Origin of the sequence: Chitinophaga eiseniae, assembly GCF_900167135.1 — a bacterium.
Lineage (GTDB): Bacteria > Bacteroidota > Bacteroidia > Chitinophagales > Chitinophagaceae > Chitinophaga > Chitinophaga eiseniae.
In genome coordinates, this window is sequence record NZ_FUWZ01000005.1 from 354,957 (window position 1) to 370,626 (window position 15,670).

The window sequence follows — 15,670 nt, forward strand, 5'->3', positions numbered from 1 at the left end:
CACCAACAAGAAGATAAAAAGCGAAAACCGTCTGATAATATATCAGGCGGTTTTCGCTTTTATACCCTTTTGTTTGATAATAATTACTGATTCGTTTCGCTCATTGGCAGCGGATACCGTGACCAGACATCGTCGCCCGGGCGGTCTACCGGGAGTTGGTTGAGTCGTTTGTACCGGCGCATATCTATCCAGCGGTGGCCTTCCATGAAGAGAGAGTAGCGGCGGTTATAGAGCAGCTCATTGATGAGCGCGTCCTGTGTAACGGCGCCGGCATAAGGCGGCAGGTTATGGCCGGTCCTGATCCTGTTGAGGGCCACAATAGCGTCAGGGATTTGGTTGAGCTGTATTTTGGCTTCGGCGTAGATCAGCACCAGCTCCTCATTCCGGATGATGGAGATGGGGCTGCTCAGCGTAGGCCAGATCGTCAGGTCGCGGTTGCCGGTAAGGCCCACGCTGCTCACCGCGGCATTACGGAGCGCCGTTTTGGTGTTAAGGCGGTTATCGCCGGGAAGAATATCTGCGGCAAATGATGGATGTGCCACCCTTACTTCCCCGGTGGCATTAGGCTGCAGGTACATAGGGTTGATCTGGTCGCCGCCATTGGTAGAGTAGGTGCTGTATATCCCCATGGTGAAAGAACCGTTCAGATCGAAGAACGATTCATTCAGGGCGGTCAGCGCGGCGGCCCAGTTTTTACGGTAAATGTGTACCCTTGCAGCGATAGCACGGTTGAATTTCAGCAGACCGGCAGCCGTCTTGAAATCTTTGAACCCGTCGGAGAGCGGAAAAAGCACATCAGCACCGGTGAGGCTTGCTTTGCCGGCATCCAGGTATTTTAAGACGGAATCCAGTACGGTGCCCGGGTTAGTGATAATAGGGCCCAGGTTGGCATTGTCTGCTACCGGGATCCTGGCGCCGTTGGAATCGGTCATGTTGATGTTCATCAGCAACTGGTAACCGATCAGTGTTTCTGCGAAACCCTGAAAAGCTTTTTTCTGTGCGTCGCTGGCCACTTCGGTACGGGTGGTTTTCAGCGCCTGCATGAGGATAAAACACTGACGGGCCACCTGGTAACGGGCAGCAAATGGGTTAGTAATGTAGAAAGTGTTGTTGTCCAGTTGTTTGGAACCGCCGCCAAGCATATCGGTGGTCCAGCGGGGTTCGGAGCCGGAGAAACGGTATTGCTCCCGGCCCATTACACCTACGCCATCGAGATAGGTGCCGGCATTGTTACGCAGCCCGGATTCGGCGCCGGTAACGAGGTTAAAAAGGTCGCTGCGGCTGGGGTTGACCACAATGCCGCCCACCACCGGCGTATTCAGACTGTTGATTTCTCCTTTCTGGCAGGCGCTTAGCGCGAGCAGGGCGCCGGACAGGCATATAATAAGCTTTTTCATTTGTTTCAGTTTTGATAGTCAGATAATGATCAGAAGTCGACGCCTATGTGGAAGCTGGCCCTTTTGTTGGACGGGAAAGGCATTACGTCCACGCCGGTAGACAAACCGTTACTACCGCGGCTTTGCGCAGTGGTAATGGTGTTGCTGCCGAAGTTGGACACTTCCGGATCATATCCCACATATTTTGTCCAGGTGAAAAAGTTATTGGCGGAAACGCCCAGCCGGATACCTTTCACCGTTTTGGTATTCTTCAGCGGAACATTATAATACAAGCCGATCTCACGGATACGCACATAGGAAGCGTCCTGCAGGTATACGCCTGCACCGGCGCCGGGCCTGTATGCACCTAACTTCACCCCGTTGATCATATCGTCATAGTCAGGAGAAGTAGCGCCGCCGTCGTTCAGCAACTGGCTCAGGTTGATGTTGTCTCCGCCTTTTTTCCAGTGAATGAGGAAACGCAGCGAGAAGTTTTTGAGGAATGTCAGATCATTATAAAAGCTCATCTGGAACTTCGGTTCTGAATTACCGATCAGTTTCAGTTGATTGTCCACAATACCTTTGATCTGGGTAACCGGTTGACCTTCTTCCAGGTAGAAAGTACCCAGTGAGGCGCCAAATGCACCAATGGCGTAAGGCGGAATCAGCAGCTTGGTCATTTTGGAACGGTTCCGCCACCAGTTGATATTGGAGGTCCATTTAAAATTGCTGGTATTAACAGGGATAACGGTCAGACCCAGTTCCACGCCGCTGTTGGTAAGGTCGCCGCTGTTCTTCCACTCTGTGGCGTAGCCGGTAGAGGAGGGGATAGCGTGTCTTAACAATACGTCGTAAATACGTTTATTATAGTAGGTAGCTTCCAGTGACACACGGCCGTTGAGGATGCTGATATCGAGACCGGTTTCCAGCTCTGACTGTCTTTCCGGTTTGATGTCCGGGTTACCCAGCAGGTTATCTACCAGTACCCCGGGGAACCCGCCGATATTGCTGCCCAGCATGCCGGTGAATTTACTGCCGTAAGGCGGTACGTTGCCGGACTGGCCGTAGGCGATGCGTACTTTCAGGTTATCTACTTTATCCACATGCCAGAAGGGCATTTTGCTGATGTTCCAGGAGAAAGCGCCTTTGGGGAACACGTAGTATTTAAGATAGTCGCCGTTGTTGGTGGAACGGTCAAAACGCACGCCGGCGCTGATGGTGAAGGCGTCCATCAGGGAGAGGTCTTCCTGCACAAAAATACCGTTGTCCCGGTATTTCTGCCGGAACTGTCGGGTGGCGGTATTACCGCTGGCATCGAGGTTGGTCTGGCCGGACACAAGGTTGGTGGCTACCGTCACGATGTTGTCCATGTAGCCTGTTTCCAGTGTGGCGCCGGCGGTGCTGGTGAGACTAAGTTTTTCATGCGGGGTCCAGGTATTGGCCACAAAACCCAGGATGTTGGTGTTGATGTTATTGGTATTACCCTGGATGGAATGGCCTTGCTGGGCTTTCTCCTCAAACTGCAGGTCGCGCGGGAATACTGCTATGGTTTTCAGGTTGAAGTAGTCCACACCTGCCCTCACAGCCACTTTGGTGGTGGAACGTTCGCTTTGCTGGAGGCGGTATTCGATGTTGCCGCCACCTACGAAGCGGTTCACGCCTTCGTTGTTGATCATTTTGTCGCGTGTTTCTATCGGGTTGGAGGCAGCGAATGCGTTACGCGGATATTCACCGAGGGAATTGGGATGCAGTTCCACAAAGCCTGGTGTGGTGGAAAGGGCTACGCCGAGAGATACGCCGTTGTTATCGTTGTTGCCAAGACCTCTGTCTGAGGAGGAGTTGATATAGTTGGTGGTAACGCTGACGGACAAACGATCATTTATCTGGTGATTGATATTCAGACGGAATGAGTTGTTGAAATAGCCGGTGTTTTTAACGATACCCTGTTCCTGCCTGCGGTTGCCTGCCAGGTAGAACGTGGTTTTTTCCGACCCGCCGCTGAGGGATACGCCGGTATTGAGAATGAGGCCGGTCTCGCCGAAGATCTCTTTCTCGTAGTCATAGATTTTGCCGGCAGCCTGTGCAGCTTCGAACTGGGCTTTCATGGCGGCACGGGCGGCGATCACATCCGGATCGGCGCTGGCGGCGCTGCCTCCCAGGTCGGCGGCTGTTTCGGCGGTAAATTTCCTTACGCCTACCAGGTGGCGTACTTTAGCGAAGCCCACTTCCTGGTTGACGGTGACTTTGGTTTTACCCGATTTCCCTTTTTTGGTGGTGATCACGATTACGCCTGCTGCTGCTTTGGCGCCATACAAGGCGGCGGCAGAAGCGCCTTTGAGTACTTCTATGTTCTCAATGTCTTCCGGGTTGAGGTCCGCAATACGGCTGGAGGGGTTGTCCTGGTTGTTGGGGTTGCCGGAAGTAGCGGCGCCGGTCACATCATTGAGGCCGGCGGGGATGCTGCTGTTGTTGAAGAAGATACCATCCACCACATACAGCGGCTGAGAGTTGCCGAAAACAGAGGTGATACCGCGCAGCTTTACGGAGATACCGCCGCCGGGCGCGCCGGAGTTGGCGGTGATCAGCGCGCCGGGCACTTTACCACTGAGGGCGGCGTCAAAAGTTTGGGCCGGCGCCACGCCATTCAGTTCCTTGCCTGAAATGGTGGCCACGGCATTGGCCAGGTTACTTCGTTTGATATTGGTCGCCAAACCCGTCACCACGATCTCGTCCAGCCGGGCGAAATCCTCTTCGAGTGAAACGTTCAGGGTGGTGGCGCCGGGAGGGATAGACACGGTCTGCGTTTTGTAACCGGTATAACTCACAATCAGCCGGGACACTGATGCCGGCACGCTGATCATGTATTTACCGTCTACGTCCGTAATAGTACCCTTGTTGCTGTTGGGCACGCGCACGGTAGCGCCGGGAATGGCATTGCCATTGGTGGCATCTTTGATCCTGCCCGAAATGTTCTGTTGCGCAAATAAGGCAAGAGTACTGCATAAGCAAAGCAGCACCAGCATGCTGGATTTTGGTAGAAGCATAGCACGAATTGGTTTAGATTAAAATGATGGCGTAATCACGTTAGCGTAATTAAGATTTTGGTAAATGGGGAAATATGGCGTTCAAATTTGATTTTGGTTGAATCTTATCATCTGTCTGCTACCGGGTGGCTTGTATCAGGCTTTTCAATATCGTGTCGCGCCGTCCGGCAGTGGTCTTCGTGGTCTTCGTAGTCTTCGTAGTTTCCTGTAAAAATGCTGTTGTAACTTCTGGCTATTTTGGACGCCAGTTTACGAAAATTCAACCTGACTTTGACTTTTTTATTTGACTTATTTAGGTTATATTTTTCTCGTAACTTGCCGCCTGATTATGGAACAATATCTCACTTTATTACAACATATTATTAAAGAAGGCGCTGTTAAAACCGACCGCACCGGCACCGGTACCACCAGCTGCTTCGGATACCAGATGAGGTTCAACCTCAGCGAAGGATTTCCGTTGGTGACTACCAAAAAGTTACATCTGAAATCCATTATATATGAGCTGTTATGGTTCCTGAAAGGCGATACCAATATTGCCTGGCTGAAAGAACATAACGTCAGCATATGGGATGAATGGGCAGATAAAAACGGCGACCTGGGCCCCGTGTACGGTAAACAGTGGCGCAGTTGGGAAACCACCTCCGGGGAGGTGATCGACCAGATCAGCATCGCGGTAGACACGATTAAAAAGAACCCGGACTCCCGCCGTATCATCGTGAATGCCTGGAATGTGGGCGACCTGTCTAAAATGGCGCTCAGCCCCTGCCACTGCCTCTTCCAGTTTTATGTGACACCTCCCGACGCTTCCAAAGGGGAAACCAGGGGCAAACTCAGCTGCCAGCTCTATCAGCGCAGCGCTGACGTATTCCTCGGCGTACCTTTCAATATCGCTTCCTACGCGCTGCTGACCATGATGATGGCGCAGGTATGCGACCTCGATGCGGGCGACTTTATCCATACCTTCGGCGACGTACACCTGTACAGCAACCATATGGAGCAAGCGCAGCTGCAGCTGGGCAGAACACCGTTCCCGCTGCCGGTCATGAAAATAAATCCGGAAGTGAAAGACCTGTTCGCCTTTAAATTTGAGGATTTCGAATTGGAAAACTACCAGTTCCATCCTGCTATCAAAGCACCCGTAGCGATCTGATATGAGGGTATCCATTATAGTGGCCGCATCCGAAAACAATGTGATCGGCATCAACAATCAGTTGCCCTGGCGCCTGTCAACAGACCTGAAGTACTTTAAAAGTACTACGCTGGGCAAACCCATTGTCATGGGAAGAAAAACGTTCGAATCGCTGCGTAAGCCGCTGCCCGGAAGGCCGAACATCGTCATCACCCGGCAAACGGATTTCCAGCCGGACGGCGTGTACGTGGTATCTTCCATCGACGAGGCTATCGGCAAAGCCAACACCTTCGAAGGGGATGAGCTCTTCGTCACCGGCGGTTCCCAGATATTTGAGCAGGCCTGGCACCTGGTAGACCGTATCTACCTCACACGGGTATACGCCGTTGTGCCGGGAGACGCGTTTTTCCCCGCCATACACGGCAGCGAATGGACGCTGGTCAGCGACGAACGCCATGAGGCGGATGAAAAGAATGACCATGCCTTCTCCTTCCAGGTATGGGAACGCAACCAATAAAATTTATTTGAAAATAACGGTACCGAGGCCCTGGGTGAGCTCTTTCTCCAGGGCTTTCAGGTGCACCTGCATCTCCAGGCAGCGCATCACCTGTTCCATGTCGGTGGCTCTCTCCGCTTCGTCCTGGTTTTCCGTGATCAGCTTCTTGATCTTCCGGAGGATCAGATAGTTGGTGGTAGATATGGTGTCTTTCAGGTAGGCATTGTCTCCATAAACGGTATCAATCTCGAACCGCTCCTTCCAGTTAGTACTTAATTCCGCTTCTTTATCTTCCAGTATCAGCGCGATATACTTGCTCATGTCCGGGTCCTGGTGGTAGAGGAACCATTTTTTATCAGGCAGACTGCCTTCATCGTACAACTGTTTGTACTCCCGCAGGATACGTTTCACCATCTCACTGTCGGCCAGCGATTCAAAGTCATAGGGCAGGTGGAAAACATAATCGGCCACCGTACTGTTCTCTTCTTCACTGAAAGGCTTGTCGCCAAAACGAAGCAATATTTTCACCAGCTCCTTCTCCTGCTTTTCATCTCTGTTGAGCAGCGATGCAATGGAAACGCCGGTTTCGGCGGCCTCCATAGCGGCGATGGCCTCTTCGCTGAGCACATCGTCCTGTTCGGACGGCGCCGGTGTGTTGCGGGCGTTGGCCTGCTCACGTTTGACCAGTCTTTCGCGGATGAACTTGTTGACCAGCGCCACCAGACCCTGCTCGTCGATCCTGAGCAACTGGCTGCACTGGCGGATATAGTCCTGCTGCCGGGTAAAATCTTCTGCTTTGTCGATCTTGGAAATGGTTTCCGCGATCTCATTGACCAGCTGCGATTTTTTATTACTGTCGTTGCCGGCTTCCTGCATGCTCAGCTGCAGCTTGAACAGCACGAAGTCCTGTTTGTTCTCTTCGATGAACGTACGGAAAGCAGCGGCGCCGATGCGCTGCACGTAACTGTCCGGGTCTTCTTTATCCGGCAGCAGTACCAGCTTTACGTTGAGGCTTTCCTCTACGGCCATGTCGAGGCCGCGCAGCGCCGCCTTGATACCGGCGCTGTCGCCATCGTAGATGATGGTGAGGTTGTTGGTGTATTTTTTAATGAGCCGCAGCTGGTCCTGCGTGAGGGAGGTACCGCTGGAGGCCACCACGTTTTCCACCCCTGCCTGATGCAGGGAGATCACGTCGGTATATCCTTCCACGAGCAGGCATTCATTGAGTTTGTCAATGGCATGCCGCGCGAAATAGGTACCGTACAGCACCCGGCTCTTGACGTATATCTCGTTTTCGGGAGAGTTGATGTATTTGGGCGCACGGTCAGATTTGACCAGGATACGGGCGCCGAAGCCGAGGATCTTGCCTGACTGGTTATGGATCGGGAAGATAACCCTGCCACGGTAGTTGTCGGCCGGTTGCTCATTGCGGATGGTGACCAGGCCCGTTTTCTGGAGATACTCCAGGTTATAGCCTTTGGCGAGCGCTGTCTGGGCGAAGGCGTCGCGCGTATTGAGGCAGTACCCCAGCTGGAATTTGCGGATCGTCTCTTCCGTAAAACCGCGCTCCTCAAAATAGCTGACCCCTACGTTCTGCCCCTCTTCCGAGTTAAACAGGGTATCAGTGAAATACTCCCGGGCGAAGCTGTTGATAATGAACAGGCTGTCAGACATCAGCTGATGCTGCCGCAGCTCGGGGCTCACTTCCGTTTCTTCGATCTCTACCTGGTACTTCTGCGCCAGCCATTTGATGGCTTCTACATAAGAGTACTTCTCATGCTCCATGACAAAGCTGATGGCGTTGCCACTTTTACCACAACCAAAACATTTGTAGATCTCCTTGCTGGGAGATACGGTGAAGGACGGGGATTTCTCGTTGTGAAACGGACAAAGCCCCATGTAATTGGCGCCCCGTTTTTTCAGTTTCACAAAAGAACCCACGATCTCCACAATGTCAATGCGGCTGAGGATCTGTTGTATGGATTGCTGAGATATCACGGTCTGATCGATGCAACTGCAAACATACGGTAATTTCTCCGGAGCTGGGAAACCGGAAGCAAAAACAATTGGTAAGTATTCAATAAAAGACGGCATTTCAGGCCGGCGGACCGTCCATACCCGGCCATACATTAAACAGCTTTCAGTTTTTGCTGTTTTTCGCTCAAAAATCGTTATTCGCCTGCGGTTTTTTCCAAATCTGCTTTTCTTATATTTGGTACATTATCCAACAAGCCAAATCAATCTTAATTAAACAGATGAAAGAAGTTTTTATAGTAGCCGCAGTCCGTACGCCTATTGGTGGTTTCAACGGTACGCTGTCCGGTGTTTCGGCCATAAAGCTGGGTTCTGCCGTTATCAAAGCTGCGCTGGAGCAGTCAGGGATCGATGCCGCTAAAGTGAATGAAGTATACATGGGCAACGTGCTCAGTGCTAACCTGGGCCAGGCGCCTGCCACGCAGGCCGGTCTGGGTGCGGGTCTGCCGAATACCGTGCCTTGCACGGGTGTCAACAAGGTATGCGCTTCCGGTATGAAAGCCATTATGCTGGGCGCCCAGAGCATCCAGCTGGGGGAAAATGATATCGTGGTGGCCGGTGGTATGGAGAGCATGAGCAATGCGCCTTATTACCTGGATAAGGCCCGTACCGGGTACAAGCTCGGTCATGGCACGGTGACGGACGCTATTATCCGCGACGGCCTCTGGGACCCTTACAAAGATTTCCACATGGGCAACGCCGCTGAACTTTGCGCTGCCGAATATAAAATTACGCGGGAAGACCAGGACGCATACGCTGTTGAAAGTTATCGGCGGGCGGCGGTAGCCTGGGAGAAGGGATATTACAAAAAAGAAGTGGTGCCGGTGGAAGTGCCCGGTAAAACGGTGGTGACCGTATCAGAAGATGAAGATTACAAAAAGGTGATCCTCGAGAAAGTGCCCACGCTGAAACCTACCTTCCAGAAAGACGGCACCATCACGGCGGCCAATGCCTCCAACATCAACGACGGCGCTGCTGCCGTGGTGCTGGTGAGCGGAGAGAAGCTGAAAGAGCTGGGCCTGAAGCCGCTGGCTAAAATTATCAGCTTCGCCGATGCTAACCAGGCGCCGGAATGGTTTACCACCACGCCGGTGAAAGCCGCTGAGAAAGCGCTGGCCAAGGCCAACCTGAAAATTTCCGATATGGATTTCGCGGAGGTGAATGAAGCTTTCTCCTGCGTGCCTATTGCCAATGCCAAAGACCTGAACATGCCGCTGGAAAAAGTGAATGTGTGGGGCGGCGCGGTGTCTATGGGGCACCCGATCGGTTGCAGCGGCGCGAGGATCGTGGTAACGCTCAATTCCATCCTGCATGAAAATAATGCCCGTTATGGCCTGGCTGCTATCTGTAATGGCGGCGGCGGCGCCAGCGCGATGATCATCGAAAAAGCATAATAGTGTTTTTTGATTTCCGATTTTTTGATGTTGAGATTTTGCGGACATCTCCCGAAATTTCAACATCAAAAAATCGAAAATCAAAAAATTATTCCAGTTCCAGCAGCGTATCTTTCCGCATCTTGCCGTAACCCCATTGTAAGTATACGCTGTCAGCCCCTTTTTTCTTCATGCGCAGGTTACTCACGGCGCGTTGGGGAGTTATCACATCAGGCGTAATTTCTTCAAACAGCCAGTATTTGTCCGTCACCATGCTATAGGTAGGCGTCGCTGACAGGATGCCGCTGGTTTTGCTTTGCAGGGCATGGTCCTCGTCGATCGTGTAGCGGTGAAAGTCACTGTCAGACAGCAGGGTAAGCGTAGCCACCAGCGTGAGGATGCGCAGGGGAGGGATGATCAGCCCCAGCAACAGTACAAACGGAAACCCGAAGAGCACCGTCAGGTAGGCATAGCGGGCGTCGGTACCGGGTTGGCTCAGGCCATACAGCACCATGCCGCTGCCGGCATAGAGCGTGAAGAACACCCTTTCTGTCTGTATGCCTTTAAACCCGTACCCGTTGATCATCAGCAGCAGACAGACGACCGAAAAGAACAGGAAAATGAGGTGAATGTACCAGGTAAGGGCCAGTGCTACCGGCGATTTTATCTTCTTGATTTTACAGGAGACAGCTGTCAGAAAACAGATGGCAAGGATGGTCAGGGTCACCATGTCATTTAATTATTTGTTTATTTTGAAATTTTTGGAATTGGATCACTCCGCTCTTACTCCGAAATTCTGAAAATATGCATAATAAAATTATTAAATATAAAAATAATAAAATAAGTAAATATTATTGGCGGGCTGTCATATTAATTATTAATCCTTTGCTTTTTCGTCAACAAACAATATTTTTGCCCTGCCTTACGACAATCAGGCACTTAAACTTTCAAACTTTATTAAGAATAGCATGCGTCAGATAGCTTTCAGACAAGCCTTAAGAGAAGCCCTGCAGGAGGAATTTCGCCGTGATGAACGGGTATTACTGATGGGGGAGGAAGTAGCCGAATACAATGGTGCTTATAAAGTGAGCCAGGGAATGCTCGATGAGTTTGGTCCAAAACGTGTGATCGACACCCCGATCGCTGAACTTGGATTTGCTGCCATTGGCGTTGGTGCTGCGCAGAACGGCCTTCGCCCGGTAGTGGAATTTATGACCTGGAACTTCGCAACACTGGCTTTAGACCAGATCCTGAATACGGCTTCCAAAATGCTCGCCATGAGTGGTGGCCAGGTTGGCTGTCCGATCGTTTTCCGCGGACCTAACGGTTCTGCCGGTCAGCTGGGCGCTCAGCACTCTACCGCTTTCGAAAGCTACTATGCCAACATCCCCGGCCTGAAAGTGATCTCCGTTTCCAATCCATACGATGCTAAAGGTTTGCTCAAAGCGGCTATCCGCGACGACGATCCGGTTGTTTTCATGGAAAGTGAAGTGATGTACGGCGATATGGGCGAAGTACCGGAAGAGGAATACATCATCCCGATCGGTAAAGCTGATATCAAACGTGCCGGTAAAGACGTGACCATCGTTTCTTTCAATAAAATGATGAAAGTGGCCCTGGGTGCTGCGGAAGAACTGGCTAAAGAAGGTATCGAAGCGGAAGTGATCGACCTGCGTACGATCCGTCCGCTGGACTGGTTCACCATCCTCGAGTCTGTAAAGAAAACCAACCGCCTCGTGATCGTGGAAGAACAATGGCCGTTCTCCAGCGTTTCTTCTGAAATCGCTTACCGCATCCAGAAAGAAGGCTTCGACTACCTCGATGCACCTATCCGCCGTATCACTGCTCCTGATGCTCCCATGCACTACGCACCCAACCTGGTGAAACTGTACATGCCGGATGTAGAGCGTACCGTGAAACTGGTGAAAGAAGTAATGTATATGAAGAAATAACCGGGGTTTATGGATTTCAAAATTTACGGATTTTGAAATGTAAAAATTTTGGTATTTATAAAAAGCGAAGACCTGAGCAAACATATGTCGCTCAGGTCTTCGCTTTTTATAAATCCAAAAATCGTAAATCCAAAAATCGTAAATCCCAAGATCATGCAAAAAGGTCACTCGACAGGTAGCGGTCGCCCCGGTCGCAGATAATACCCACGATCACACCGCTGGTCAGTTCCTTTGAAAGGCGCAGGGCCGCCGCCATAGCGCCGCCGCTGCTCATGCCGCAGAAAATAGCCTCTTCTTTCGCCAGCCTTTTTGTCATTTCTCTTGCCTCCTGTTCGGAGATGTCCAATGTCATGTCCACCCGCGATTTATCGAATATTTTAGGGAGATAGGCCTCCGGCCATTTGCGGATACCGGGTATTTTGGAACCGTCGGTAGGCTGGCAGCCCACAATCTGTACCGCCGGGTTCTGTTCCTTGAGGTACCGGGATACGCCCATAATGGTACCCGTGGTGCCCATGGCGCTCACGAAATGGGTGATCTCGCCGGCCGTGTCCCGCCAGATTTCCGGCCCGGTGGTTTTATAGTGCATCCCGTAGTTATCGGGGTTGGCAAACTGGTTCAGCATCACGTAGCCGCCTTTGGCCACCTGTGCGTTGGCGAAGTCGATAGAAGCCTCCATGGATTCTTCCAATATCACCCTGGCGCCGTAAGCCTGCATGGTCTGCACCCGCTCGAGGGTGGAGTCTGCCGGCATGACCAGGTCTATCTCGATGCCGAATAAATTGGCAATCATTGCCAGTGCTATGCCGGTATTGCCGCTGGTAGCTTCTATCAGGCGGGTGCCGCTGCGGATCTCGCCCCTGTCCAGCGCCCCTTTGATCATACCATAGGCTGCGCGGTCTTTTACACTGCCGCCGGGATTGGTACCCTCCAGTTTAGCATAGATTTTAACATCCGGGTTCTCCGGGATTCGTTGTAATTCCACCATTGGCGTATTGCCAACGAGGTCCAGTATTGTCGCCATAGTCGGTAGTTATTCGTGATTGCTCTCCAGGTATTTATGCTCCGCTTTGTAATAGATGCGGGAAAAAGGCTCTACGCTCCGTATCAGCCATACGTTACCACCGATAACGCTATGGTGGCCGATAACGGTATCGCCGCCCAGGATGGTGGCGCCGGCATAAATCACCACATGTTCTTCAATGGTAGGATGCCGCTTGCTGCGCGCCATGGTTTTTTCAATACTCAGCGCGCCGAGGGTGACGCCCTGGTACAGCTTTACGTGCTGGCCGATAACGGTCGTTTCCCCGATGACGATGCCGGTGCCATGGTCTATACAGAAGAACGGGGCTATCACTGCTCCCGGGTGTATGTCGATACCGGTGCGGGCATGCGCCAGCTCCGTGATCATCCTGGGCAGCAGCGGGATCTTCAGCTCATACAGGGCGTGGGCCATCCGGTAAAACGCGATGGCGTAGAACCCGGGGTAGGCGCGGATCACCTCATACAGACAGGTAGCCGCCGGGTCGCCCTGGAAAATGGCGTTCGCGTCTTTGGTCAGCTCATCATATATCAGAGGCACCCTGCTCATAAAAGCGCGGCTGATATGGCCCGCTTCTTCGGGCAACTGATGCTGCATCGGCAGCAGCAAAGTCTCCAGCTGTTTCTCCAGCTTGCGGCCGTACTCTTTCAACAGTACGGGGTCGGCCATCACCTGGCCGGTATGTTCGGGGAATAACCAATTAATCAGACTATTGGCAAAATCACTTACAACACTTGTGGCGGGATAAGCATTTGCGGCAGCCAGTTGGTGTCTTCGCGCCAGTTCTTCCAAAAAATCGCTCATATGCGGAAGGAATTACAGATCTGTATTCGTTTGTATGCTAAAATTACTCATATTCCCCGTAAAGTTAGTAGACTTTTCATTCAGGGATTTTCAAATTTTGTTATTTAGATATTTAAAATGCAGCGGAGAAAAAGGTATGTTAATTTACATATATTTAATGCAGTTATTCTTCGCTGCATTTTAAATATCTAAATAACAAAATCAAAAAATACCTAAATCTCCGTTATTTTTGGCGCTGATTACTACCGGACTATACCGGTATTATAAATCTCAACAATCGCTATGGCTAACATTTTAATTATTGACGACGAAAAAAGCATCCGTAAAACACTCACTGAAATTCTGAGCTATGAAGGCTATAAGGTAGAAGAGGCTGCGGACGGCTTGGAAGGATTTAAAATGTTCCAGGCAAAACAATACGATGCCGTATTGTGTGATATCAAAATGCCTAAAATGGATGGCCTGGAATTCCTGGAGAAAGCCCGGGAAATTAACCAGGACGTGCCTATTATCATGGTGTCCGGCCACGGTAATATCGACACCGCTGTTGACGCTGTGAAAAAAGGCGCTTATGATTATATCTCCAAACCGCCGGACCTGAACCGCCTCCTGATCACCCTGCGCAACGCAATGGATAAAACCAAGCTGGTGACAGAAACCAAAACCCTGCGCCGCAAGGTGAACAAGGTACCGGAAATGATCGGCGATTCCGCTCCCATCCTGAAAATCCGGGAAACGATCGAAAAAGTGGCGCCTACCGACGCCCGTGTATTGATCACCGGGGAAAACGGCGTAGGAAAGGAACTGGTGGCCCGATGGCTCCATGAACGCAGTAACCGCGCCTCCGGCCCTATGGTGGAAGTGAACTGCGCCGCCATCCCCAGCGAACTGATAGAAAGCGAACTTTTCGGTCATGAAAAAGGCTCTTTTACTTCCGCGGTAAAACAACGCATCGGCAAATTTGAACAGGCCAGCGGCGGTACCCTTTTCCTGGACGAAATCGGCGATATGAGCCTCAGCGCACAAGCCAAAGTGCTCCGTGCCCTGCAGGAAGGAAAGATCACCCGCGTGGGGGGCGACAAGGAAATCAGTGTCGACGTGCGCGTGGTGGCCGCTACCAACAAAGACCTGCTGAAGGAAGTGGAAGAGAAAAACTTCCGCCTCGACCTCTACCACCGCCTGAGTGTGATCCTCATCCACGTGGCGTCCCTCAACGACCGCCGCGACGACGTGCCGCTGCTGGTAGATAACTTCCTCGACGCTGTATGCAGCGAGTACGGTATCGCCCGCAAAGGCATTGACAAAGAGGCCATGAAAGCACTGCAAAACCACAACTGGTCCGGTAATATCCGTGAACTGCGCAACGTGGTGGAAAGACTGGTGATCCTCTCCGGTAAAACCATCACCACAGAAGATGTGGAAGACTTTGTCGTGCCCGTCCGCGAAAGAAAAAAAGCAGGTTCCTGAATCTGAAACCATATGCCCAGACATCTGTATCTCATCAGCGGCCTCGGGGCCGACGAACGCATCTTCGACAACCTGCGTTTCCCGGCCGGCTATGACATACATCACCTGAAGTGGATACCACCGCTTCCCGATGAGCCCATCAGCAGTTATGCCTCCCGTATGGCGGAAGGCATCACGGCCGATGGGCCCATTTCTTTACTGGGCGTATCTTTTGGCGGTATCATGAGCCTGGAGATCGCCCGTGTGCGGCCCATTGCACAAAATATCCTCGTGTCCAGCATTAAACATACAGCCGAAAAGCCGCCGTATTACAACTGGGCACGCAGGCTCCGCCTCCACCAGCTGCCCGACGCCATCCTCTACCGGCAGCGGGGCATGGTGGTGAAAAAGTTCCTCAACATCGAAACGAAAGCAGAAGGACAGCTGGTCAGGGAATATCTCTCCAAAAAAGACTTCACCTACACCCGATGGGCGGTCAACACGATCCTGCACTGGAAAAATGACATCATACCTCCCCACCTGGTACATATTCACGGGGGAAAAGACATGCCTTTCCCCATCCGTTTTGTAAAGCCTACCCATGTGATCCCCGACGGTGGCCATTTTATGGTGCTCAACCGCGCCGCCGAGATGAACCGGATATTGGGTGAAACGCTGCTCGGGTAGCGGCACGCGGAGTTCACGCAAAGCACGCAAAGCAGCAAAGAGCGCAAAGATCATATAAGCGAGCAGAGAAAGCAAAGGAGCGGAGATCAATTCGAATTGATCTCCGCTCCTTTGCTTTCTTATTTAAACTTAAAAAAATCTTTGCGCTCTTTGCTGCTTTGCGTGCTTTGCGAGAACTTTTTTCTACGGAATTGAAATATTATTTTTAGTTTTAATAACTATAACTGTATTATTTAAGCTATTTTTAAGAAAACTTTTCCCTACGAAAAGCTACTCACTAACAACAG

General features: G+C 51.5%; 13 protein-coding genes. 6 read left to right on the forward strand and 7 right to left on the reverse strand.

Going from position 1 to position 15,670, the window contains the following annotated elements; genetic code table 11:
* Positions 1 to 83: 83 nt before the first annotated feature.
* The 3 genes from B5D63_RS27540 to B5D63_RS35165 form a co-directional block, all read right to left on the reverse strand.
* On the reverse strand, positions 84 to 1,397 hold the full coding sequence (locus B5D63_RS27540) for a RagB/SusD family nutrient uptake outer membrane protein (protein WP_078672081.1): 1,314 nt from the start codon (positions 1,395 to 1,397) through the stop codon (positions 84 to 86).
* A 29-nt stretch (positions 1,398 to 1,426) separates the two neighbouring features.
* Entirely contained in the window at positions 1,427 to 4,420 is a 2,994-nt protein-coding gene (locus B5D63_RS27545) for a SusC/RagA family TonB-linked outer membrane protein (RefSeq protein WP_078672082.1), read from the reverse strand.
* Positions 4,421 to 4,527: 107 nt separating this feature from the next.
* Positions 4,528 to 4,683 (reverse strand): hypothetical protein, encoded by a 156-nt coding sequence (locus tag B5D63_RS35165; RefSeq protein WP_159456194.1) that lies wholly within the window; start codon positions 4,681 to 4,683, stop codon positions 4,528 to 4,530.
* 65 nt (positions 4,684 to 4,748) lie between these two features.
* Here B5D63_RS35165 and B5D63_RS27550 point away from each other — a divergent pair, with 65 nt between their 5' ends.
* Together B5D63_RS27550 and B5D63_RS27555 are read left to right on the forward strand one after the other, a co-directional pair.
* Entirely contained in the window at positions 4,749 to 5,570 is an 822-nt protein-coding gene (locus B5D63_RS27550; RefSeq protein WP_078672083.1) for a thymidylate synthase, read from the forward strand.
* 1 nt (position 5,571) lies between these two features.
* Positions 5,572 to 6,066 carry a dihydrofolate reductase gene (locus B5D63_RS27555; RefSeq protein WP_078672084.1) on the forward strand — a complete coding sequence of 165 codons (495 nt, stop codon included), beginning with the start codon at positions 5,572 to 5,574 and terminating at the stop codon, positions 6,064 to 6,066.
* Between the two features lie 3 nt (positions 6,067 to 6,069).
* Here B5D63_RS27555 and dnaG read toward each other — a convergent pair whose 3' ends face one another.
* The gene (gene dnaG / locus B5D63_RS27560; RefSeq protein ID WP_078672364.1) at positions 6,070 to 8,043 is read right to left on the reverse strand and encodes a DNA primase; all 1,974 of its coding nucleotides are present in this window, start codon (positions 8,041 to 8,043) and stop codon (positions 6,070 to 6,072) included.
* 257 nt (positions 8,044 to 8,300) lie between these two features.
* On the opposite strand from dnaG, the gene B5D63_RS27565 reads away from it, so the two are divergent.
* A complete protein-coding gene (locus tag B5D63_RS27565; RefSeq protein WP_078672365.1) occupies positions 8,301 to 9,473 on the forward strand; it encodes an acetyl-CoA C-acyltransferase in 1,173 nt (390 codons plus the stop codon).
* An 88-nt stretch (positions 9,474 to 9,561) separates the two neighbouring features.
* Here the strand turns inward: B5D63_RS27565 and B5D63_RS27570 are convergent, their stop codons facing one another.
* Entirely contained in the window at positions 9,562 to 10,182 is a 621-nt protein-coding gene (locus B5D63_RS27570) for a hypothetical protein (RefSeq protein ID WP_078672085.1), read from the reverse strand.
* 238 nt (positions 10,183 to 10,420) lie between these two features.
* Between B5D63_RS27570 and B5D63_RS27575 the strand changes: the two genes are divergently transcribed.
* Positions 10,421 to 11,404, forward strand: a complete 984-nt coding sequence (locus B5D63_RS27575; RefSeq protein WP_078672086.1) for a pyruvate dehydrogenase complex E1 component subunit beta — start codon at positions 10,421 to 10,423, stop codon at positions 11,402 to 11,404.
* Positions 11,405 to 11,555: 151 nt separating this feature from the next.
* Here the strand turns inward: B5D63_RS27575 and cysM are convergent, their stop codons facing one another.
* Positions 11,556 to 12,428 carry a cysteine synthase CysM gene (cysM, locus tag B5D63_RS27580; protein WP_078672087.1) on the reverse strand — a complete coding sequence of 291 codons (873 nt, stop codon included), beginning with the start codon at positions 12,426 to 12,428 and terminating at the stop codon, positions 11,556 to 11,558.
* Positions 12,429 to 12,437: 9 nt separating this feature from the next.
* A complete protein-coding gene (locus B5D63_RS27585; protein ID WP_078672088.1) occupies positions 12,438 to 13,250 on the reverse strand; it encodes a serine O-acetyltransferase in 813 nt (270 codons plus the stop codon).
* 282 nt (positions 13,251 to 13,532) lie between these two features.
* On the opposite strand from B5D63_RS27585, the gene B5D63_RS27590 reads away from it, so the two are divergent.
* A complete protein-coding gene (locus tag B5D63_RS27590) occupies positions 13,533 to 14,717 on the forward strand; it encodes a sigma-54-dependent transcriptional regulator (protein ID WP_078672089.1) in 1,185 nt (394 codons plus the stop codon).
* Between the two features lie 12 nt (positions 14,718 to 14,729).
* Positions 14,730 to 15,383 carry an alpha/beta hydrolase gene (locus B5D63_RS27595; protein WP_078672090.1) on the forward strand — a complete coding sequence of 218 codons (654 nt, stop codon included), beginning with the start codon at positions 14,730 to 14,732 and terminating at the stop codon, positions 15,381 to 15,383.
* The last annotated feature ends 287 nt before the right edge of the window (positions 15,384 to 15,670 follow it).